Genomic DNA, 20,394 nt, shown 5'->3' on the forward strand with positions numbered 1-20,394 from the left:
GCGGTTTCCGTCTGAACGCGGAACCGCGCCGTTATCCCGGACAAGCCGCGTCAGCGGCGCCGATCCGGGATCCATGCCTGAACCGTTCCGGCATGGATCCCGGATCTCCGCTTTGCTCCGCCCGGGATGACGGCGAAGCGGTTCCGCAGGAACAAGGCCTTTGCTGAACATCATCTCCCTCCTCAACGACAAGCGTGTCCGCGACTGGATCTACCAGATCGGGCTGGTGGTCGCGCTCGTCGGCCTGACCATCTTCTTCGTGCGCAACGCTTCGGAGAACATGGTCAAGGCCGGCATCGCCTCCGGCTTCGACTTCCTCTGGCGCAATTCCGGCATCGACGTGCCCTTCGTGCTGACCGACTACACCCGAGCCAGCACCATCCTCGACCTGTTCTGGACCGGCGTCGCCAACACCATGCTGGTCACCGTCGTGGCGATCGTGCTCGCGACCGCGCTCGGCTTCGTCGTCGGCATCGCCAGATTGTCGTCGCACTGGCTGCTCTCGACCGTCGCGGGCGCCTATATCGAGTTCGTCCGCAACATCCCGCTGCTGTTCTTCGTGCTGTTCTGGTATTTCGGCGTCATCGCCGCCCTGCCGGCGCCGCGCGACAGCGTCAGCGTCTTCGGCGTCGCCTTCCTCAACAATCGCGGCCTGACCATCCCGCTGCCGGATGCGCCTGCGAATTTCCGCTGGGCGCTCGCCGCGATTCTGCTTTCATGGCTGGCGCATTGGCTGGTCTCGCTCTGGGCCCGCCGCCGCAAGGACCGGACCGGCCAGGATGCACCGATGCTGGCGATCGGCCTCGTCCTGATCGTCCTCGTGCCGGTGCTGGCGGTGACCTGGGCGAGCCTAGCGACCCGCTGGGACATCCCCGTCCTGCGCGGCTTCAACTATCGCGGCGGCTTCGTCGTCATCCCCGAATTCGTCGCGCTGCTCGCGGCGCTCGTCACCTACACCGCCGGCTTCATCGCCGAGATCGTGCGCGGCGGCATCCAGGCCGTGCCGCATGGCCAGATCGAGGCGGCCTCCGCGCTCGGCCTGCGCCCCGGACGGATACTGCGTCTCGTCACCATCCCACAGGCGCTGCGCGTGATGATTCCGCCGCTGACCAACCAATATCTCAACGTGCTGAAGAACTCCTCCTTCGGCGCGGCCATCGCCTATCCCGACGTGGTCAGCCTGTTCATGGGCTCGGCCCTGAACAACACCGGCCAGGCGATCGAGATCATCGCCATGACGCTCGCCGTCTATCTCGTGATCGGCCTCGCCGTGTCCGCCTTCATGAACTGGTACAACGCCAGGATCGCGCTGGTGACCCGATGAGCGCGGCTACCCTCCCCATGTGGCGCAATCGCCTGTTCGGCACACCTGCGACAGGCGTCGTCACCGTCCTGCTCGGGCTCTTGCTGGCCTGGATCGCCATCCCGGTCATCCGCTGGGCCCTGATCGACGCGAGCTGGAGCGGCTCGACCCGCGCCGACTGCGCCGCCGGCGGCGCCTGCTGGGTCTTCGTCAAGGCCCGCTTTGGCCAGTTCATGTACGGGCTCTATCCGCCCGACCAGCGCTGGCGTGCCGATCTCGCCGGCATTCTGTTCGTGCTGGGCATCGCGGCCGTCGTCTTCGCGCCGCAGCGCCTACGACTGAGGGCGGCGATCGCGGCGCTGATCGTTTTGCCGCCGCTCGGAATCTGGCTGCTCTCGGGCGGCTTCGGCCTGCGCTATGTCGAGACGCGCGAATGGGGCGGGCTGATGCTCACCCTGTTCATTTCGGTCTATGCCAGCCTGATCGCGATCCCGCTCGGGATCCTGCTGGCGCTCGGCCGCCAGTCCGAACTCAAGGTGATCCGGCTGATCAGCGTGCTCTTCATCGAGTTCTGGCGCGGCGTGCCGATCATCGCGGTGATCTTCCTGGCTTCGCTGCTGCTGCCGCTGATCCTGCCCGGCGGCATCGGCATCGACCGGCTGGCGCGCGCCGTCATCGGGCTCGGCCTCGTCATCGCCGCCTATATGGCGGAAGCCGTGCGCGGCGGCCTCCAGGCCCTGCCGTCCGGCCAGCGCGAAGCCGCGACCGCGCTCGGGCTGACCTACTGGAAGGCGACCGGGCTCATCATCCTGCCGCAGGCGCTGCGCATCTCCCTGCCGGCCATGACGAACGAGTTCATCGCGCTGGTGAAGAACACCACGCTCGTTCTCGTCGTTTCAATCCTCGACCTGCTCGGTATCGCCCAGGCCTCTCTGGCGGACCCGGCCTGGGTCGGCATGAGCATGGAGGCCTATGCCTTCTCGGGCTCGATCTACTGGCTGATCTGTTTCGCGCTGTCGCGCTGGAGTCGGCATCTGGAGACACTCGGCCGGCGCCAGCATCGTTGAGCGTAGGCTGCCACCAACGAAAAAGCCGGCCTCGCGGCCGGCTTTCTCATCATCGGTCGGGCTCTTTGTCTCAGTTGCGCGCCACCTTACTGCGGTCGCGGCGGCGGTCGGCGGCGGGCTGGTAGGCGATGCGGGCGTGGTAGCTGCAATAGGGCATGCCGGTCAGGGAGCGCCCGCCGCAGAAGCGGAATTCTGGGGTCGTCGGATCGCCCATCGGCCAGCGGCACATATATTCGCGCAGGTCCATGATGGTGACGCGCTCGGAGAACGGGATCACGACATCTTCGGACGGGAGCGGCGCCTGCTCGGCCTCGGCGTCCGCTTCCGGAGCGTATTGCGGCGCGAGCGCATTGGCACCGCGCGTCATGCCGCCATGATTTCCACCCTGGCTGCCGCTCATCGGATGGCTCGGGGAGCGGGTGGGCGCCTTGCGGGGCGCGGCCGTCCGTGGCGTGCTGGCGGCAGTCGGATTCTTGGCGCGGCCCGACAGTCCGAGGCGATGCACCTTTCCGATCACGGCGTTGCGCGTCACGCTGCCGAGTTCGGCCGCGATCTGGCTGGCGCTGAGACCGTCGCTCCAGAGCTTCTTCAGAAGCTCGACGCGCTCTTCTGTCCATGCTCCGGCTTCGTTCATCGGGCTCACCTGTCTTCTCCGGCCGGCTCCTGACGGAACCGTCCTAGGGGCGGATCATGGCGGAATCCGATACCGGCGGCGCCCGTCGCTAAACGGAAGCCGTTACAGCCGAAACTGACGGTATAGGGGTCGCCGCACGAGATGTCGTATCTGACGAAGGCGACCATACAAGATGCGATGACTCGGCCACAAGAGTCGCCGAATCGGAAATCGCCTTTTCCCCAGCCGTTTCGTCAATCGCCCGTCAGGCGAATCCTTTCGGCAACACTGCCCTTGCGGCACAGGCTCCGGCTGCGGCGCAGCGCGGATTTGACAGGGGCGACTCCCTTTTGCATAGTTGCTTCTATTATCTCCGCCGCCCTTCCGGGCGGCGCTTATGTTTGCGGATCAGGGCCTTCCATGATGCGGATGACGGCGCGACGAGAAGTTGGAAGCTGGCTGCGACGATAACGTCGTCGCCGGGTCGCAATCGGCTGCGCAGCTAAGAGCCTGCCGTCGGCCAGCCCGGACCACCGTTTTCAGTTCAGCGCCAATCCGTTCTCTCAATCGCCCGTCGCGAGGATCGCATCCCATGGCCTCTGCCCCCGTTTCCGCTTCCCAGTCCGTCCTGCTGCCGACCTATGCCCGTGCCCCCGTCGCCTTCGAGCGCGGCGAAGGCCCCTGGGCGATCACGGCCGACGGAACGCGCTATCTCGACTTCGGCGCCGGCATTGCGGTCAATTCGCTCGGCCACGCCCACCCGCATCTGGTCGAGGCTCTGACCGCGCAGGCCGGCAAGATCTGGCACACCTCTAACCTCTACACGATGCCGGACGGCGAGAAGCTGGCGCGCCGGCTCTGCGAAGCGACCTTCGCCGAGCGCGCCTTCTTCACCAATTCGGGCGCCGAGGCGAATGAGTGCGCCATCAAGATGGCGCGCAAGTACCACGCCGCGAAGGGCCATCCCGAGCGCTACCGGATCATCACCTTCGAAGGCGCCTTCCATGGTCGCACGCTGGCGACAATCGCCGCCGGCGGGCAGCAGAAATACATCGACGGCTTCGGCCCCAAGGTCGATGGCTTCGACCAGGTGCCTTTCGACGACGAGGCCGCGCTGAAGGCCGCGATCGGGCCGGAGACGGCTGCGCTGATGGTCGAGCCGATCCAGGGCGAGGGCGGCTTGCGCCCGGCCACGGCGCGCTTCCTGCGGCGGCTGCGCGAGCTCTGCGATGAGCATGGCCTGATGCTGATCTTCGACGAGATCCAGACCGGCGTCGGCCGCACCGGCAAGTTCTTTGCTTATGAGCTTTCGGGCGTGGCGCCCGACATCATGTCGGTCGCCAAGGGCATCGGCGGCGGCTTCCCGATGGGTGTCTGCCTTGCCACCGAAGAGGCGGCATCGGGCATGACGCTGGGCACGCACGGAACCACCTTTGGCGGCAACCCGCTCGCCATGGCCGTCGGCAATGCCGTATTGGACGTGATCCTCGCGCCCGGTTTTCTCGATCATGTCGCGCAGACCTCGCTGCGCCTCAAGCAGTCGCTGGCCGAGCTCAAGGACAAGCATCCCGAGGTGATCGCCGAAATCCGCGGCGAAGGGCTGATGCTCGGCCTCAAGCTGCATACGCCGAACACGGATTTCGTCTCCGAGGCCCGCGCCGCGGGTCTGCTCGTCGTCGCTGCCGGCGACAACGTCGTGCGGCTGCTGCCGCCGCTGATCATCGGCGAGACGGAAGTGGCCGACGCGGTCTCGCGCCTCGATCGTGCCGCCGGCGCCATCGAGGCGACGCTGAAGCGGCCCGCCGCAGAGTAGTTCGATCCAGGCCAGTTGACCCCAGGCAAGTGAAGGACGCGCCCGTGACGCGCCATTTCCTCGATCTCTCCGACTTCTCCACCACCGAGCTCCGCGCCATCCTGCGCGCCGGCGAGGAGATCAAGTCGCGGCGCCGCACGCCCGAAGCCGCCGCCGATCGCCTACTCGAAGGCAAGGTCATCGCCATGATCTTCGAGCAGCCCTCGTTGCGCACCCGCGTCTCCTTCGATGTCGGTATTCGCGAGCTCGGCGGCTCGCCGATGATGGTGACCGGCCAGGAAATCGAACTCGGTGAGCGCGAGACCATCGCCGACACCGCCCGTGTGCTCTCGCGTTATGTCGATGCGATCATGATCCGCATGCTCGACCATGATTCCGTGGTCGAAATGGCGAAGTACGCCACGGTGCCGGTGATCAACGGGCTGACCAAGCGCCAGCATCCCTGTCAGGTCATGGCCGACGTCATGACCTTCGAGGAGCGCAAGGGGCCGATCAAGGGCAAGCGCATTGCCTGGACCGGCGACACCAACAACGTCCTGACCTCCTGGGTTCATGCTGCCGGCCGGCTCGATTTCGAGCTTTCCATCGCGACGCCCGAGGAGCTGGCCCCGCCGCCGGCGCTGCTTGACTGGGCCAGGAAGCAGGGCGCGAAGCTCTCGCTGACCACCCGGCCCGAGGCCGCGGTCGAGGGTGCCGATTGCGTCATCACCGATTGTTGGGTCTCGATGGGCGACGAGGAAGGCACGCGCCACAACCTGCTGCGGCCCTATCAGGTCGATGAGCGCCTGCTCGGCCACGCCGAGAAGGACGCGATCTTTATGCATTGCTTGCCTGCCAGCCGTGGCGAGGAGGTCACCGACGCCGTGATGGACGGACCGCAATCGGCGGTCTTCGATGAGGCCGAGAACCGTCTGCACGCGCAGAAGGGCATCCTGGCCTGGTGCTTCGGCGGGGTCGCGGCCTGATGGCCGACCTGGAAAACGGTGCGTCGAGTCTGGCGCTCGATGATCGGGTGGTGCCGTTCACCGTGCCCGATCTCGACGTGCGCGGTCGCGTCGTCCGGCTCGGAGCTTCGATCGACACCATCCTCGCCCGTCATGCCTATCCGGAGGCCGTTTCGCGCGTGCTCGGCGAGGCTGCGGCGCTGACGGTCCTGCTCGGCACTGCCCTGAAATTCGAGGGCCGTTTCCAGCTCCAGACCAAGAGCGACGGGCCGATCTCGATGATGGTCGTCGATTTCAACGCGCCCGACGTCTATCGCGCGGTCGCCCATTTCGACGAGGCCGCGCTGGCGGAGGCTGTCGCGGAGGGGCGCACCAGCACGGGCGAGCTGCTCGGCGAGGGCCACCTCGCGATGACGGTGGACCAGGGCTCGGCGACGACGCGCTACCAGGGCGTCGTGGCGCTGACCCGCCAGAGCCTCGAGGAGGCAGCGCATCAGTATTTCCGGCAGTCCGAGCAGATTCCGAGCCGCATTCGCCTCGGCGTCGGCTCGATCGTCACCGGCGGGGGCCGGCAATGGCGCGCCGGCGGGCTGCTGGTGCAGTTCATGCCGCATTCGGTCGATCGCCTTCGCGCTGCCGATATTCATCCCGGCGACGCGCCGGAGGGACATGAGATCCTGACCAGCACGGATCCGGACGGCGTCAGCGACGATGCCTGGGCCGAGGCGCGCTCGCTGGTCGAGACGGTCGAGGATCACGAACTGCTCGATCCGCTGCTGGAAAGCGAGCGGCTGCTCTACAGGCTGTTCCACGAGCGCGGCGCGCGTGTCTTCGATCCGGTTCTCGTCCACGAGGATTGCCGTTGCTCGCGCGAGCGTGTTCTCGGGATGCTGCGCGGCTTCTCCGCCGATGACCGGCAGGCGATGGTGGCCGATGACGGCACGCTCGCGATCACCTGCGAGTTCTGCTCGCGGCGCTATGTTTTCGCGGCGACCGAGGTCGAGATGGGCTTGTCGGCCGGGGCCTGACGAGCGCCGGCTGGCCGATGAGGGTTCGATGGCACGCCAGATCACGACCATCGGCTTCGACGCCGACGATACGCTCTGGCAGAACGAGCAGTTCTTCCGCCTGACGGAGGAGCGCTTCGTCGCCCTGCTCGGCGCCCATGGCGAAACGGCCGAGATTTCCGGCCGGCTGCTTGAGGCGGAGCGCCGCAACCTCGCCTTCTACGGCTTCGGCATCAAGGGCTTCGTGCTCTCGATGATCGAGACCGCGATCGAGATCACCAAGGGCGAGGTCAAGGCCGCGGTGATCGCCGAGATTCTCGCCGCCGGCCGCGAGATGGTCGCGCACCCGGTCGAGACCCTGCCGGATGCGCGTGAGACCCTCGAGCAACTCGCGCAGAGCTACCGGCTCGTCGTGATCACCAAGGGCGACCTTTTCGATCAGGAGCGCAAGCTGGCGCAGTCCGGCCTCGGCGACCTGTTCCGCGGCGTCGAGATCGTCAGCGACAAGACGGCGGAGACGTATCGTCGCGTCTTCGCGCGGCATGGCGACGGGCCGGAGCGGGCGATGATGGTCGGCAATTCGCTCAAATCCGACATCCTGCCGGCGCTGCAAGCGGGTTCATGGGCCGTCCACATCCCGCATGAGCTGACCTGGGCGCTGGAGCATGCCGAGGAGCCGGTCGGCCGGCCGCGCTACCGGCGCATCGCACGCCTGTCGGCGCTCGACGAATTGGTGCGGCTGATCGAGGCGGAAACAGCGGCGCCCTAGGACGCCGCCGTCAGCATCGGTCTCAGCCCCGGCATTCCGCCAGCAGCTTGCGCATGAAGGCCTCGCCGGCGGCGAATTGCTCCAGCGTGATGTATTCGTCGGGCTGATGCGCCTGGTCGATCGAGCCCGGCCCGCAGACGATGGTCGGCAGTCCAGCCCGCTGGAAATGGCCGGCCTCGGTCGCATAGGCGACCGCGATGGTGCGGTTGCGGCCGGCGAGACGCATCACCAGCGTCTCGGCCTCCGAACCCGGATCGGGCGCGAGGCCCGGAACATCCGAGCTCATCACCGTCTCGATCGTGGCCGAAGGCGCGGTCTTCTGCATCCGAGCCAGCACCTCCTGCGACAGCGCGGCGAAGCGGGCCGGCACGTCCTCCGGATCGGAGCCTGGCAGCGTCCTCACTTCCCAGGACAGGTCGCAGCGGTCGGCCAGGATGTTGCGGGCGATGCCGCCATGGAACTTGCCCACATGCACCGTGTCATAGGGCGGGTCGAAGCGGCCGCTGCCGTCCGGGTTCGCCTCGCGCTCGTCGGCGAAGGCGACGAGGCCGGCCGAGAGCCGGATACCGCCATGCACGGCGCTGGCGCCGAGATGAGGCTTCGAGGAATGCGCGGGAACGCCGGTAATCGTCGTGAAGAAGGTGCGGATGCCCTTATGTGCGTCGGCCAGTTCGAGCGAGGTCGGCTCGCCGACGATGACGGCGCGTGGCCTGGGCAGGTCCTTACCCATCCGGGCGATGCCGTCGACGACGCCGAGGCAGGTGACCTCCTCGTCATAGGAGAAGAACAGATGAATCGGCGTCTTGAGATCGGCCGCCAGAAAATCCGGCACCAGCGCCAGTGCCAGCGCGATGAAGCCCTTCATGTCGACCGCGCCGCGGCCATAGGCCTTGCCGTCCGCGACATGCAGAGTGAACGGGTCGCGGCTCCAGGCCTGACCCTCGACCGGCACGACATCGGTATGGCCCGACAGCAGCACGCCGCCGCGATCCTGCGGGCCGATCGTCGCGAAGAGCGCGGCCTTCTCGCCTGATGCGTTGGGGATACGTACCGAGGAGACGCCCCAGCCCGCGAGATAGTCCTCGACGAAGGCGATCAGCGGCAGGTTGGATTTGTGGCTCACGGTGTCGAAGGCAACGAGCCTGGCGAGCATGTCGAGCGGCGCGTAGCGCTGCCCGGTCGACGAATTGGCAGTCAATGCAGGACCTTCTTCACATAAGGGGAATCGAGCGGAAACAAAGGAACCTCGACATCGAAGATCGTGCCGTCCTCGCCGAGCATGGCGTAGAAGCCGCGCATCGAGCCGTCCGGCGTCATCAGCGGGCAGCCCGAGGTATAGCTGTAGCTTTCGCCGGGGCGCAGCACCGGCTGCTGGCCGACGACGCCGTCGCCGCGCACCTCATGGACCTCGCCATGCCCGTCGGTGATGAACCAGTGCCGGCTCATGAGCTGGACCGTATGCGCCGAGCGGTTGAGAATCTCGATCGTATAGGCCCAGAAATAGCGACCCTGCGCAGGCGAGGACTCGCCTTCCATGAAGCTCGGCACCGCGGTCACGCGCACGCCATGCGTCTCCGCTTGATACATCGCGATGGCCCCAATCCTGATGCGCCTGCCCCCGATCCCGCTGCCTTGTTAGATCGTCGGCCCGAAAAGGGGAATGCGGTTTTCAGACAATGACGATGCGTCATCGGCAAGCGCAAGACCAGGAGGGCGAGGGCAGCTCTGCCGGTGTCCGCGATTCTCGCGTGGACAACCCCCGGTCGGCCGTGCCCGCGGCCTGCCCGATGCTTGGCCTTTGCTACGTGCTTCGCTAGCTGTAGCCGATTGTTTTCGCGGACATCGCATGCTGCCCTTCAAGCCCGGTATCCAGCCAGACAGCCGCATTCGCGCCTTCATCGAAGGCGGCGCGATCAGGCTCGCCCATCCGCCGGCCGAGGGACAGGTCCAGCCCGCGAGCCTCGATCTGCGCCTGGGCCAACGAGCCTATCGCGTCCGCGCCAGCTTCCTGCCCGGCCCGGAGCGCACGGTCCGCCAGCGTCTCGACCAGCTTGCGCTGCACGAGATCGACCTCACCAAGGGCGCGGTTCTGGAGACCGACTGCGTCTATGTCGCGGAGCTGATGGAGGGTCTCGCGCTGCCGGCAGGCCTGCGCGCGGCCGCCAATCCGAAGAGCTCGACCGGACGGCTGGACGTCTTCACCCGCGTCATCACCGACCGCGCCCGCGAGTTCGACCTCGTCGAGGACGGCTATGAGGGCCCGCTCTTCATCGAGATCTCGCCGCGCACCTTTCCGGTCCTGGTGCGCTCAGGCTCGCGCCTCTCGCAGATCCGCTTCCGGGCGGGCGAGACGAAGCTCGACGATCGCGCGCTTGGCGAGTTGCATCTGCGCGAGACGGTCGTCAGCGCGGCCGAGCCGTCATTCCAGGGTGGAGTGGCGGTCAGCGTCGATCTCTCGGGCTTCGACGGGCTGATCGGCTATCGCGGCAAGCATCACACCGCCCTGATCGATGTCGACCGGGTCGGCGCCTACCGCGCCTCCGAATTCTGGGAGCCGATCCCGGCCGATGGCTCGCGTGCGATGATCCTTGATCCCGGCCAGTTCTACATCCTCGCCTCGAAGGAAGCGGTCCATGTCCCGCCGGACTTTGCCGCCGAGATGACGCCGTTCGACGCGCTGGTCGGCGAGTTCCGCGTGCATTACGCGGGTTTCTTCGATCCGGGCTTCGGCCATAGCGCGGCCGGCGGGCAAGGCGCGCGCGCCGTGCTCGAAGTCCGCTCGCGCGATGTGCCCTTCATCATCGAGGACGGCCAAATCGTCGGCAGGCTGGTCTATGAGGCGATGGCCGATCGCCCCGCCTCGCTCTATGGCGCCGGGCTGAAGTCGAACTACCAGGGCCAGGCGCTCAAGCTCTCCAAGCACTTCCACGATTGAGCCGGGCTTCTGCGCGCCGGATCTCTCTCCCGCCGCGCGATTCCCGGATGACACCCGCCGCACGACCCGCTATGAACGGCCTGCTTCGGCCACGCGCGTTATGCGGCACCGGACGCATGCGGGCGTAGTTCAGTGGTAGAACGTCAGCTTCCCAAGCTGAATGTCGTCGGTTCGATCCCGATCGCCCGCTCCAAACACGCCCTTGCAGCTCAGCTTGTCACGACGGCCTGCCGTTGCTCGCTCCCCGCTGGCCGCGTTCCAGAGGCGGCAGGTCCGGTCGGTAGCGCGCGATCGACACCCGCTCTCGTTGCTGCCTTCCGGACCGGAATTTGACGCGGGATTTCATCGCGTCCGGCGCCCGATGCATAACCTTGGCGACAATCAGCTCGCGCGAGCCGTTTCCGCCAGCGCATCCGCGATGAGATCGAGCAGCATAAGCCCGTCCTCGGGGTCGCCGGCCAAGCCGAGCGCGCCGAGGCGTTCCTGCTGGGTCACCGTGCCCTCGGTTACGGCCGGGTCGATGCCGAGTTCCCGCAGCGTGGCCGCGACCTCGCGCATCTCGGCGGCGCGCCGGGTGCCGTGCTGCAGCATCCGGCTGACATTGTAGGGAACGAGCTTCGGCCAATCGAGCCCGGGATAGCTGCCCTTGAGCGAGTCGAGGATCACCGCATCGACGCCGGCGGCGCGCGCCGCCATGAAGCATTCATAGCTCAGCGCCTCCAGGCCCTTCACCATCACGCTGCGGACCATCTTGATGATCGTCGCCGAGCCGATCTCGGGACCGGCCTGCTTGAGCGCCATGCCGAAGGGCGCGAACATTTCGATGAAGGCCGCGGCCTGGTCGCCGGCGGCCAGGCAGGGGGTGGCGTGGCCGCGCGGATGGACCGGCGCCATGATCGCGAGATCGAGATAGCGCCCGTTCGAGCCGAGCGCGGCCGCGGCCTCGTGCTTGCGGCCGGGCGAGACCGAGTTGACGTCGACGAAGATCTGTCCGGGCGCCAGATGGGGCGCCGCGGCGCGTGCCGCATCGAGGCTGGAGGCGGCCGTGACCGCGCAGAACACGACATCGGCCCCCGACAGCGCCGAAGGCAGGTCGGCGGCGAGCCTGACGCCCAGCTTCCGGGCGGGCCCGGCGACCCGCACCGGATCGGGCGCGATGTCGAAGGCCGAAATCTCTGTGATGCCGGCTTTGAGAAAGCCGCCGGCGAAGGCCTGCCCGGCCTCGCCGAAGCCGATGAAGCACAGCCTCGGCGGATTGCTCCGCCCGCCTGTCTGCATGTCCATAAGCGTCTCCTTGCTGGGCTTCCATCGCCTGGACTCGTTTAGAGAATCTGGCAGGCCTGTCGCAGTCGGAGCGGGCACAGCCCTGTGGGAGCACCAGTCCCAAGGCGTTGATCCGGGCCGGCATCGCGATCGGCTCGTGACAGATCATCTCGTGCATCGATTCTCGATCTCATGAGGGAGCCCATCTTGCCGACAACCTTCCGGAGCACCCGAGCATAGGCCGACCGACGAGGGAAGCGCGAGGGTCCTGTCGTCCGCAAAGGACGCGTCGGCCAAGGTCACGGTTGCGGAAGCCAGTCCTTGCGTCTGATGTGAGGCGGTAACTTCCTGCCTCGTCGTGTCGCCGAAGGCGATACCGGCGGGTTAGTCGCGGCCGCTGTGGGGAAGCATCATGAGAATCGACGTCCTCGGCTTGCAGGCCTTCGTGAGCATCGCCGAACGCGGCAGCTTCCACGCCGCCGCCTCGCATCTCAACCTCTCGCAGACCGCGCTGAGCCACCGCATCCGCAAGCTCGAGGAGGCGCTGGCGACGCCGCTCCTGCTGCGGACGACGCGCAAGGTTTCGCTGACGCCGGCCGGCGTCGCGCTCTTGCCGCGCGCCAAGCGGACCTTCGACGATCTCGGCAGCGCGCTGGAGGAGTTACGCATCGGCGCGAGCGACGCCAATGAGCGTGTCGTGGTCGGCTGCCTGCCTACCATCGCGATCCGCTGCATGCCGGCGGTGATCTCCGAATTCGTCCGCCGCCATCCCGGCGTCCAGGTGAAGATCCATGACAACTCCGCCTCCGAAATCGCCGACAAGGTGCAGTCCGGCGAGGCCGAGTTCGGGGTCACCATCGTCTCCGCCAACCGCTGGGATCTCGAACTCCAGCCCGTGGTGAAGGAGAGCTTCGTGCTCGTCTGCCCGCGCGAATGGCCGCTGGCGGCAGCGACATCGCTGACCTGGTCGCAGTTGCAGGACCTGCCGCTCGTGCGCATCAGCGCCGAGACCGGCAACCGCATCCTGATCGACGATGCGCTCGGCTCGCGGCGCGAGATGCTGAACTGGCGTTACGAGGTCCAGCGCGTCATCACCGCCGTCAGCTTTGTGCGCGCGGGAATCGCCTGCACCATCGTGCCGCAGCTCGCGCTCGATCTCATCTCGGCCAACGATCTCGTGGCGATTCCGCTGCGCTCGCCGACGGTTTCACGCACCATCGGCATCATCACCCGCAAGGGGTTGCCGCTGCGGCCGGCGGCCCGCGAAATGCTCGATCTCGTGATCCGCTCGCTCAAGGGGCAGGATCTCGAAGCCTGATCCAATCCTGCACGATTCTCATCAATCGCTGCAATATGCTCATTTGATTACACAATCATTCATCGCCATCGTCCCCACCAATGGCGACGCGTTCCTCGCCACGGGGTGCGGGAGGCGTTTCGCTTGCTCGGCGAGTCGCAGAAGGGACGTTACGATGATGAGCAGACGCAAGTCGGCGGGAGGCTGACGACCGATGCAGACCGCCATTCGTTGCATGCTGATCCGGGGCGGCACCTCCAAGGGAGCCTACTTCCTCAGGGACGACCTGCCGGCCGATCCGGCCGCGCGCGACGCCTTCCTGCTCGCGGTGATGGGTTCGCCCGACAAGCGCCAGATCGACGGGCTGGGCGGCGCGCATCCGCTGACCAGCAAGGTCGCTATCGTCTCCCGCTCGACCGAGCCGGGTTGCGATATCGACTTCCTGTTCGCACAGGTCGGCATCGAGACGGGAACGGTCGATACGACGCCGAACTGCGGCAATATCCTCGCCGGTATCGGCCCCTTCGCTCTGGCGCGCGGCCTCGTCGCGGCGTCCGGCCCCTGCACGATCGTGCGGGTGCGGACGCTCAACACCGGCACGGTCGCCGATCTCGTCATGGAGACCGGGGACGGGCAGGCCGCCGTCGATGGCGAGGCCCGCATCGACGGCGTGCCGGGAACCTCCGCGCCGATCGCGATCAGCTTCGTGGGCACCGAGGGCTCGGTCTGCGGCGCGCTGCTGCCGACCGGCAACGCTGTGGACATGGTCGATGGCATCGCCTGCACGCTGATCGACAACGGCATGCCGGTCATCGTGCTGCGCGCCGCCGATGTCGGCCGCACCGGCTACGAGCCGCGCGAGGTGCTCGACAAGGACACCGAACTCAAGGCCCGGATCGAGCGCATCCGCCTTGCGGCCGGGCCGTTGATGAATCTTGGCGACGTTACGGCCAAGGTCGTGCCCAAGATCGCGCTTGTCGCGCCGCCCATGGCTGGTGGCGCGCTCGCGACGCGCAGCTTCATCCCGCATGAATGCCATGCCTCGATCGGCGTCTTCGCCGCCGTCACGGTCGCGACCGCGGCCGCGCTGCCCGGTTCGCCGGCGGCCTCCGTCGTCGCCATGCCTGAAGGCCGCGAACGCACGATCTCGGTCGAGCATCCGACCGGCGAGTTCACCGTCGCCCTGACGATGGGCGGCACGGCCGAGCGCCCGGTCGTCGAGCGCGCCGGACTGCTGCGCACCGCCCGCATCCTGATGGACGGGCAGGCCTTCGTGCCGGCCCGCGTGCTCGCCGCTGGCCAGCTTCGCGCCGCGCAATGAGTTTCAGCGAGAGAGGATCTTGAGCCCATGCCGAGCCTGCCGAAGACAGCTCTGGTGATCACGGCCCATCCGGGCGATTTCGTCTGGCGGGCCGGCGGCGCCATAGCGCTCCATGCCAGGCGCGGCTTCCGCGTGAAGATCCTGTGCCTGTCCTATGGCGAGCGCGGGGAGAGCCAGTTCGCCTGGAAGAAGGCGGGCGTTCGCATGGAGGACGTCAAGGCCCAGCGGCGGGATGAGGCGGAGCGCGCCGCAGCGGTGCTCGGCGCCGAGATCGAATTCATGAATGCCGGCGACTATCCGCTGCGCACGACCGAGGCCATGCTCGATCGCGCCATCGACATCTTCCACGAGCTGAGCCCCAGCTTCGTGCTGACCCATGCGCTCGAAGATCCCTACAATGTCGACCATCCCGAGGCGACGCGCTTCGCCCAGGAGGCGCGCATCATCGCCCAGGCCGCCGGCCACAAGCCCGATCCGGAACGCGCCTATGCCGCGCCGCCGCTGTTCCTGTTCGAGCCGCACCAGCCCGAGCAGTGCAACTTCAAGCCGAACGTGATCCTCAACATCGACGAGGTCTGGGATCAGAAGCGCCGGGCTTTCGAGGTCCTCGCCGCCCAGAAGCATCTCTGGGAGTACTACACCCGCGTCGGGTTGAACCGTGGCATGCAGGGTGGCCGCAACTCCGGCAAGGCCATGACCTATGGCGAAGCCTATCAGCGGCTCTTCCCGGAAGCGCTGGAGGTGCTGGCATGAACCCCGTCGTCATCCGCACACGCAAGCGCGCAGCGCAATCCGACATCGCGACCCTGGCCGAGGTCGGCGTCTCGACGAGTCACGAGGCAATGGGCCGCACCGGACTGTTGAAGCCCTATATGCGGCCGATCTATGCGGGCGCGCAGATCGCAGGCAGCGCCGTCACCGTGCTCGCCCAGCCCGGCGACAACTGGATGATCCATGTTGCGATCGAGCAGGTGAAGCCCGGCGACATCCTCGTCGTCGCCTGCACCACGGACAACACCGACGGCATGTTCGGCGATCTCCTCGCCACCTCGCTCAAGGCGCGCGGCGGCATCGGCCTCGTCATCGACGCCGGCGTGCGCGACGTGCGCGTGCTCACGCAGGTGGGCTTTCCGGTCTGGTCGCGCGCGATCTCGGCCAAGGGCACGGTCAAGGCGACTCTGGGGAGCGTGAACGTGCCGGTCGTCTGCGCCGGGGCGCTCGTCCATCCCGGCGACGTGATCGTCGCCGATGACGACGGTGTCGTGGTCGTGCCCCGCCTCGAAGCCGCAGCCGTGGCCGCCGCCGCGCTCAAGCGCGAGGCGAACGAGGAGGACAAGCGCAGGCGTCTCGCCTCTGGCGAACTTGGGCTGGATATGTACGCTATGCGCGAAGGCCTCGCCAAAGCGGGCCTCGTCTATCGCGACGACGAAGACGAATAACCAAAGCAAAGCCCCGCCAAGGGGATCGGATCAAGGTTCTCGGGAGGAACAACGACATGACGCATCGCAGGACGGTTCTGGGTGGAATTCTCGGCCTCACGCTGGCGGCCACGGCCGGCGGCGCGGCGCTGGCGCAAGAGGCGGTGAAGGTCGGGCTGATCCTGCCGATGACGGGGCCCTTCGCCTCGACCGGCCGGCAGATCGACGCGGCCGTGAAACTGTTCCTGGCGCAGGAGGGCGCGGTCCATGGCGGACGCAAGCTCGAAGTCATCCTCAAGGACGATGCCGGCAACGCCGATGCGACCCGCCGCCTCGCCCAGGAGCTCGTCGTCAACGACAAGGTCGCGGTGCTCGCCGGCTTCGGCCTGACGCCTCTGGCGATGGCGACGGCGCCGATCGCGACGCAGGCGAAGGTGCCGCAGGTGGTGATGGCGGCGGCGACCGCCACGATCACCGAGGCCTCGCCCTTTATCGCGCGCACCTCCTTCACCCTGCCGCAGGCCTCCGAGCCGATGGCCGACTGGGCCTGGGCGAACGGCGTCAAGAAGGTCTTTACGGTCGTCACCGACTACGGGCCGGGCATCGACGCCGAGACCTCCTTCGCCAACAAGTTCAAGGCGGCCGGCGGCACGGTCGAGAGCGTGCGCGTGCCGCTGCGCAATCCCGATTTCGCGCCCTTCCTCCAGCGCGTCTCCGAAGCCAAGCCGGATGCTCTCTTCGTCTTCGTGCCCTCGGGCGTCGGGGCGCAGTTCATGAAGCAGTTCGTCGAGCGCGGCCTCGACAAGGCCGGCGTCAAGCTGATCGGCCCCGGCGACGTGGTTGATGACGACATCCTCGACGGCATCGGCGACGTCGCGCTCGGCGCCATCACCACGCATCACTACTCCGCCCGTCACGACAGCCCGCAGAACAAGACCTTCGTTGAAGCCTTCCAGAAGGCCAATCCGGGCATGCGGCCGAACTTCATGGCGGTCGGCGGCTATGACGGCATGCGCCTCATCGCCAAGGCGCTCGAGGCGACCAAGGGCGATGCCAGCGGCGAGAAGCTGATCGCGGCGATGAAGGGCGCTTCCTGGGAAAGCCCGCGCGGGCCGGTCAGCATCGATCCCGACACGCGCGACATCGTCCAGAACATCTATGTCCGCAAGACCGAGAAGGTCGGTTCGGCTCTCTACAACATCGAGTTCGCGACGATTCCGAACGTCAAGGATCCGGTGAAGGCCCGCAAGTGAGGCGGCGGCCAGAAAGCGGCCACCGACCGGAACGAAGCACATGCTGACCATCCTGTTCGACGGCATCGCCTATGGGATGGTGCTCTTCGTCCTCGGCTGCGGGCTCTCGGTGACGATGGGGTTGATGAACTTCGTCAACCTCGCCCACGGCGCCTTTGCGATGCTCGGCGGCTATGTCGCCGTGGCGGCGATGCAGCGGCTCGGCCTGCCCTTCCTGGCAAGCCTGCCGCTGGCCTTCCTTTCGGCAGCGCTGGTCGGGATCGTGCTGGAGCGGCTGATCTACCGGCCGATGTACGCCAAGAGCCATCTCGATCAGGTGATGTTCTCGATCGGGCTGGTCTTCATGGCGGTGGCCGGCACCGACTGGCTGATGGGCTCGACCCAGCAGTTCATCCGCCTGCCGGCCTGGCTGCAGGGCCGCTTCGAACTCGCCGGCATCGGCATCGGGCGCTACCGGCTCTTCGTCATTGCGATCTGCGGGCTGCTCGCGGTCTGCCTGCAATGGGGCTTCACCCGCACCCGCTTCGGCAGCCGGCTCCGGGCGGCGGTCGACGACGCGCGGGTGGCGCGCGGCCTCGGCATCCCGGTCAACCGGCTCTTCGCGCTCACCTTCGCGCTGGGCTCGGGACTGGCCGGGCTCGGCGGCGCGCTCGGCATCGAACTCATGGGCCTCGACCCGACCTTCCCGCTGAAATTCATGATCTACTTCCTCATCGTCGTGACGGTCGGCGGCACCTCCAGCATCACCGGCCCCTTCTTCGCCGCCATGCTGCTCGGCGTCGCCGACGTGGTCGGCAAGTACCTCGTGCCTGAGATCGGCGCTTTCATCATCTACGCGCTGATGGTCGTCCTCCTGATCACCCGCCCGAACGGGCTCTTCGCGAGGGCGCGGGCATGAGGGCCGAGAGCTTCGAAAGTCAGGTGCGGCAGGCGCTTTTCGCGTCGCGTCGCACCCACCCGGCCGAGATCGTCTTCTGGCTCGCGGCATTCGCGGCGTTCCTGCTGTTTCCGCGCCATATGCTTCTGCTCAACGAGATCGCGATCCTCGCGCTCTTTGCCCTCTCGCTCGACCTGATCCTCGGCTATGCCGGCATCGTCTCGCTGGGACACGCCGCCTTCCTCGGCATGGGCGCCTATGCCGCCGGGCTGCTCGCCAAGCACGTCACCGCCGATCCGTTCGCGGGGCTCGGCATGGGCATGGCGGCGGCCGGGTTGCTCGGCCTCGTCACCAGCCCGCTCGTACTGCGCGGCAGCGATCTCACCCGGCTCATGGTCACGCTCGGCGTCGCGCTGATCCTCTATGAGCTGGCCAACTCCTTCGGCTCGCTGACCGGCGGCGCGGACGGGCTGCAAGGCATCATGATGGCGCCGGTTCTCGGCCTGTTCGACTTCGATATCTTCGGCCGCACGGCTTATCTCTATTCGCTCAGCGTGCTGTTCCTGCTGTTCCTGATCGCAAGGCGGGTGACGAACTCGCCCTTCGGATTGTCGCTGCGGGCCATCCGCGACAACTCGCTGCGCGCTTCGGCTTCCGGCGTTCCGAACGGCCGGCGTCTGGCAGCCGCCTACACGCTCGCCGCTGCCTATGCGGGCGCGGCCGGCGCGCTGCTCGCCCAGACCACGCAGTTCGTCTCGCTCGACGTGCTCGACTTTCACCGCTCTGCCGATCTGATGCTGGTGCTGATCATCGGTGGCGCCGGCTATCTCTATGGCGGGCTGATCGGCGCCATCGCCTTCAAGCTGCTGCAGGACGCGATCGCGACGCTCACGCCGCAATACTGGATGTTCTGGATCGGGCTCTTCCTCGTCCTCTTCGTCCTCGGCGGGCGCGAGCTGATTCATGGCGGCGTCAAGGCTGTGGCCGGGCGCTTCGCCCGCTTCGGCAAGGGGGCGGCGCGATGAGCGTGGCGCTCCAGACCTTCGAACTGTCCAAGCGCTTCGGCGGCATCGTCGCGACGGACCATGTCGACTTCACGCTTGAGCGCGGCGCCCGCCACGCCCTGATCGGGCCGAACGGCGCCGGCAAGACGACCTTCGTCAACCAGCTGACCGGCGTGCTCAAGCCCAGTTCGGGCCGCATAGAGCTGATGGGCGAGGACATCACCGGGATGGCTCGCGAGGCGCGGGTCAAGCGCGGGCTGGCTCGCACCTTCCAGATCAACCAGCTCTTTGCGACGATGACGCCGCTGGAGATGATCGCGCTCGTCACCTCCGAACGGCTCGGCCGAGGCGCCCACCCCTTCGCTGCGCTTGATCGCGACGCGGAACTGGTCGCGCAGACGGCCGAGATCCTCGCGCGTTTCCGGCTCGACGACATCATGGACCGGACGATCGCGACCCTGCCCTATGGCAAGCAGCGCCAGATCGAGATCGCAGCCGCCTTCGCGGCGAAGCCATCCGTGCTGCTGCTCGACGAGCCAGCGGCCGGCGTGCCGGAGGCCGAACGCCGCGAACTGATGGACATGGTCGCTTCGCTGCCGGAGGATGTCTCCGTGCTGCTGATCGAGCACGACATGGACCTCGTCTTCCGCTTCGCGACGCGGATCACCGTGCTGGTCAACGGCCGCGTGCTGGCCGAGGGCGCGCCGGAGGAGATGGCGCGCGACCCGGCGGTCCGCTCGGCCTATCTCGGTGAGGCCGCCCATGTCTGAAGCAAGCAAGACCGATCTGCTGACGATCGAGAAGCTGAGCGCCGGCTATGGCGAGGCGCAGGTGTTGTTCGATATCGACCTGTCCCTGGCGGAGGGGCGCTCGCTCGCTTTGCTCGGCCGCAACGGCGTCGGTAAGACGACGCTGGTCAACAGCATCATCGGCGTCACACGTCGCCGCGGCGGGCGCATCGTGCTGGGGGGGCGCGATCTCACCGTGGTCTCGCCGGAGCAGCGGGCTCATGCCGGCATCGGCTGGGTGCCGCAGGAGCGCAATATCTTCAAGTCGCTCACGGTGCTTGAGAATTTGACGGCGGTGGCGCGGCCCGGCCCCTGGGACGCCGCCCGCGTCTTCGGCATGTTTCCGCGCCTGGCCGAGCGCAAGGGCAACCTCGGCAACCAGCTTTCGGGCGGCGAGCAACAGATGCTGGCGATCGGCCGGGCGCTGATGCTCAATCCGAAACTCCTGCTGCTCGACGAGCCGACCGAGGGGCTGGCCCCGATCATCGTCGAGGAACTGCTGAAGGCGCTAAAGGCGCTGTTCCGCGACGAGGGGCTTTCGGCCATCGTCATCGAGCAGCATGCCCGCAAGATCCTCGAACTGACGGATGACGCCATCGTGCTCGAACGCGGCCGCGTGGTGCTGGCCGAGCGCAGTGAGACGCTGCTGGCCAAACCGCAACGGCTCGAACATCACCTCGGCCTCGCCGCCGCAGCCTGAAAACCAGAAAACGGGAGGACAT

The 20,394-nt window shown here is 67.2% G+C and carries 20 protein-coding genes and 1 tRNA gene; 17 read left to right on the forward strand and 4 right to left on the reverse strand.

Annotated features, from left to right (window positions below):
- Positions 1–160 precede the first annotated feature (160 nt).
- Together AC1RMY_RS23230 and AC1RMY_RS23235 are read left to right on the forward strand one after the other, a co-directional pair.
- Positions 161–1,324 (forward strand): amino acid ABC transporter permease, encoded by a 1,164-nt coding sequence (locus AC1RMY_RS23230; RefSeq protein WP_492868607.1) that lies wholly within the window; start codon positions 161–163, stop codon positions 1,322–1,324.
- A 17-nt stretch (positions 1,325–1,341) separates the two neighbouring features.
- Complete coding sequence (locus tag AC1RMY_RS23235) at positions 1,342–2,370, forward strand: amino acid ABC transporter permease (RefSeq protein WP_492868609.1); 1,029 nt, start codon at positions 1,342–1,344, stop codon at positions 2,368–2,370.
- A 70-nt stretch (positions 2,371–2,440) separates the two neighbouring features.
- On the opposite strand, the gene AC1RMY_RS23240 is transcribed toward AC1RMY_RS23235, so the two are convergent.
- Positions 2,441–3,004: a GcrA family cell cycle regulator gene (locus AC1RMY_RS23240; RefSeq protein WP_492868731.1), complete on the reverse strand. Its 564-nt coding sequence runs from the start codon at positions 3,002–3,004 to the stop codon at positions 2,441–2,443.
- A 571-nt stretch (positions 3,005–3,575) separates the two neighbouring features.
- Here AC1RMY_RS23240 and AC1RMY_RS23245 point away from each other — a divergent pair.
- The 4 genes from AC1RMY_RS23245 to AC1RMY_RS23260 are packed head-to-tail and all read left to right on the forward strand — an operon-like array spanning position 3,576 to position 7,516.
- The gene (locus tag AC1RMY_RS23245; RefSeq protein ID WP_492868611.1) at positions 3,576–4,796 is read left to right on the forward strand and encodes an aspartate aminotransferase family protein; all 1,221 of its coding nucleotides are present in this window, start codon (positions 3,576–3,578) and stop codon (positions 4,794–4,796) included.
- 44 nt (positions 4,797–4,840) lie between these two features.
- Positions 4,841–5,761 carry an ornithine carbamoyltransferase gene (argF, locus tag AC1RMY_RS23250; protein WP_492868613.1) on the forward strand — a complete coding sequence of 307 codons (921 nt, stop codon included), beginning with the start codon at positions 4,841–4,843 and terminating at the stop codon, positions 5,759–5,761.
- Positions 5,761–6,768, forward strand: a complete 1,008-nt coding sequence (locus AC1RMY_RS23255) for an Hsp33 family molecular chaperone (protein ID WP_492868615.1) — start codon at positions 5,761–5,763, stop codon at positions 6,766–6,768. Before argF ends, AC1RMY_RS23255 begins: the two co-directional genes overlap by 1 nt.
- Positions 6,769–6,796: 28 nt before the next feature.
- Complete coding sequence (locus tag AC1RMY_RS23260; protein WP_492868617.1) at positions 6,797–7,516, forward strand: HAD family hydrolase; 720 nt, start codon at positions 6,797–6,799, stop codon at positions 7,514–7,516.
- A 22-nt stretch (positions 7,517–7,538) separates the two neighbouring features.
- On the opposite strand, the gene argE is transcribed toward AC1RMY_RS23260, so the two are convergent.
- Together argE and apaG are read right to left on the reverse strand one after the other, a co-directional pair.
- Positions 7,539–8,714 (reverse strand): acetylornithine deacetylase, encoded by a 1,176-nt coding sequence (gene argE / locus AC1RMY_RS23265; protein WP_492868619.1) that lies wholly within the window; start codon positions 8,712–8,714, stop codon positions 7,539–7,541.
- Positions 8,711–9,103, reverse strand: a complete 393-nt coding sequence (gene apaG, locus AC1RMY_RS23270) for a Co2+/Mg2+ efflux protein ApaG (protein WP_492868621.1) — start codon at positions 9,101–9,103, stop codon at positions 8,711–8,713. The genes argE and apaG overlap by 4 nt, the downstream gene beginning before the upstream one ends.
- A gap of 259 nt (positions 9,104–9,362) precedes the next feature.
- On the opposite strand from apaG, the gene AC1RMY_RS23275 reads away from it, so the two are divergent.
- Both AC1RMY_RS23275 and AC1RMY_RS23280 read left to right on the forward strand, forming a co-directional pair.
- On the forward strand, positions 9,363–10,451 hold the full coding sequence (locus AC1RMY_RS23275; RefSeq protein WP_492868623.1) for a 2'-deoxycytidine 5'-triphosphate deaminase: 1,089 nt from the start codon (positions 9,363–9,365) through the stop codon (positions 10,449–10,451).
- A 118-nt stretch (positions 10,452–10,569) separates the two neighbouring features.
- A tRNA-Gly gene (locus AC1RMY_RS23280) sits at positions 10,570–10,644 on the forward strand.
- Positions 10,645–10,832: 188 nt separating this feature from the next.
- Here the strand turns inward: AC1RMY_RS23280 and AC1RMY_RS23285 are convergent.
- The gene (locus tag AC1RMY_RS23285; RefSeq protein WP_492868625.1) at positions 10,833–11,735 is read right to left on the reverse strand and encodes an NAD(P)-dependent oxidoreductase; all 903 of its coding nucleotides are present in this window, start codon (positions 11,733–11,735) and stop codon (positions 10,833–10,835) included.
- Positions 11,736–12,126: 391 nt separating this feature from the next.
- Here AC1RMY_RS23285 and AC1RMY_RS23290 point away from each other — a divergent pair, with 391 nt between their 5' ends.
- The 9 genes from AC1RMY_RS23290 to AC1RMY_RS23330 all read left to right on the forward strand — a co-directional run bounded on the left by AC1RMY_RS23290 (position 12,127) and on the right by AC1RMY_RS23330 (position 20,372).
- On the forward strand, positions 12,127–13,032 hold the full coding sequence (locus tag AC1RMY_RS23290; protein ID WP_492868627.1) for a LysR family transcriptional regulator: 906 nt from the start codon (positions 12,127–12,129) through the stop codon (positions 13,030–13,032).
- 193 nt (positions 13,033–13,225) lie between these two features.
- Positions 13,226–14,332: a 4-oxalomesaconate tautomerase gene (locus tag AC1RMY_RS23295; protein WP_492868629.1), complete on the forward strand. Its 1,107-nt coding sequence runs from the start codon at positions 13,226–13,228 to the stop codon at positions 14,330–14,332.
- A 27-nt stretch (positions 14,333–14,359) separates the two neighbouring features.
- Positions 14,360–15,085 carry a PIG-L deacetylase family protein gene (locus AC1RMY_RS23300; RefSeq protein ID WP_492868631.1) on the forward strand — a complete coding sequence of 242 codons (726 nt, stop codon included), beginning with the start codon at positions 14,360–14,362 and terminating at the stop codon, positions 15,083–15,085.
- On the forward strand, positions 15,082–15,771 hold the full coding sequence (locus tag AC1RMY_RS23305) for a 4-carboxy-4-hydroxy-2-oxoadipate aldolase/oxaloacetate decarboxylase (protein WP_492868633.1): 690 nt from the start codon (positions 15,082–15,084) through the stop codon (positions 15,769–15,771). The genes AC1RMY_RS23300 and AC1RMY_RS23305 overlap by 4 nt, the downstream gene beginning before the upstream one ends.
- 56 nt (positions 15,772–15,827) lie before the next feature.
- Positions 15,828–17,003 (forward strand): ABC transporter substrate-binding protein, encoded by a 1,176-nt coding sequence (locus AC1RMY_RS23310; protein WP_492868635.1) that lies wholly within the window; start codon positions 15,828–15,830, stop codon positions 17,001–17,003.
- A gap of 40 nt (positions 17,004–17,043) precedes the next feature.
- Positions 17,044–17,901: a branched-chain amino acid ABC transporter permease gene (locus AC1RMY_RS23315; protein WP_492868637.1), complete on the forward strand. Its 858-nt coding sequence runs from the start codon at positions 17,044–17,046 to the stop codon at positions 17,899–17,901.
- A complete protein-coding gene (locus tag AC1RMY_RS23320) occupies positions 17,898–18,905 on the forward strand; it encodes a branched-chain amino acid ABC transporter permease (RefSeq protein ID WP_492868639.1) in 1,008 nt (335 codons plus the stop codon). Before AC1RMY_RS23315 ends, AC1RMY_RS23320 begins: the two co-directional genes overlap by 4 nt.
- A complete protein-coding gene (locus AC1RMY_RS23325; protein WP_492868640.1) occupies positions 18,902–19,654 on the forward strand; it encodes an ABC transporter ATP-binding protein in 753 nt (250 codons plus the stop codon). Before AC1RMY_RS23320 ends, AC1RMY_RS23325 begins: the two co-directional genes overlap by 4 nt.
- Entirely contained in the window at positions 19,647–20,372 is a 726-nt protein-coding gene (locus AC1RMY_RS23330) for an ABC transporter ATP-binding protein (RefSeq protein WP_492868642.1), read from the forward strand. Before AC1RMY_RS23325 ends, AC1RMY_RS23330 begins: the two co-directional genes overlap by 8 nt.
- Positions 20,373–20,394 lie beyond the last annotated feature (22 nt).

Source organism: Allobosea sp. GW822-FHT03F07 (assembly GCF_058801345.1).

Coding starts and splice junctions, on each gene's coding strand:
- AC1RMY_RS23235 (WP_492868609.1), top strand. CDS start 1,342: ATGTGGCGCAATCGCCTGTTCGGCACACCTGCGACAGGCGTCGTCACC.
- AC1RMY_RS23240 (WP_492868731.1), bottom strand. CDS start 3,004: ATGAACGAAGCCGGAGCATGGACAGAAGAGCGCGTCGAGCTTCTGAAG.
- AC1RMY_RS23245 (WP_492868611.1), top strand. CDS start 3,576: ATGGCCTCTGCCCCCGTTTCCGCTTCCCAGTCCGTCCTGCTGCCGACC.
- AC1RMY_RS23255 (WP_492868615.1), top strand. CDS start 5,761: ATGGCCGACCTGGAAAACGGTGCGTCGAGTCTGGCGCTCGATGATCGG.
- AC1RMY_RS23260 (WP_492868617.1), top strand. CDS start 6,797: ATGGCACGCCAGATCACGACCATCGGCTTCGACGCCGACGATACGCTC.
- apaG (WP_492868621.1), bottom strand. CDS start 9,103: ATGTATCAAGCGGAGACGCATGGCGTGCGCGTGACCGCGGTGCCGAGC.
- AC1RMY_RS23275 (WP_492868623.1), top strand. CDS start 9,363: ATGCTGCCCTTCAAGCCCGGTATCCAGCCAGACAGCCGCATTCGCGCC.
- AC1RMY_RS23285 (WP_492868625.1), bottom strand. CDS start 11,735: ATGGACATGCAGACAGGCGGGCGGAGCAATCCGCCGAGGCTGTGCTTC.
- AC1RMY_RS23290 (WP_492868627.1), top strand. CDS start 12,127: ATGAGAATCGACGTCCTCGGCTTGCAGGCCTTCGTGAGCATCGCCGAA.
- AC1RMY_RS23295 (WP_492868629.1), top strand. CDS start 13,226: ATGCAGACCGCCATTCGTTGCATGCTGATCCGGGGCGGCACCTCCAAG.
- AC1RMY_RS23300 (WP_492868631.1), top strand. CDS start 14,360: ATGCCGAGCCTGCCGAAGACAGCTCTGGTGATCACGGCCCATCCGGGC.
- AC1RMY_RS23305 (WP_492868633.1), top strand. CDS start 15,082: ATGAACCCCGTCGTCATCCGCACACGCAAGCGCGCAGCGCAATCCGAC.
- AC1RMY_RS23310 (WP_492868635.1), top strand. CDS start 15,828: ATGACGCATCGCAGGACGGTTCTGGGTGGAATTCTCGGCCTCACGCTG.
- AC1RMY_RS23315 (WP_492868637.1), top strand. CDS start 17,044: ATGCTGACCATCCTGTTCGACGGCATCGCCTATGGGATGGTGCTCTTC.
- AC1RMY_RS23320 (WP_492868639.1), top strand. CDS start 17,898: ATGAGGGCCGAGAGCTTCGAAAGTCAGGTGCGGCAGGCGCTTTTCGCG.
- AC1RMY_RS23325 (WP_492868640.1), top strand. CDS start 18,902: ATGAGCGTGGCGCTCCAGACCTTCGAACTGTCCAAGCGCTTCGGCGGC.
- AC1RMY_RS23330 (WP_492868642.1), top strand. CDS start 19,647: ATGTCTGAAGCAAGCAAGACCGATCTGCTGACGATCGAGAAGCTGAGC.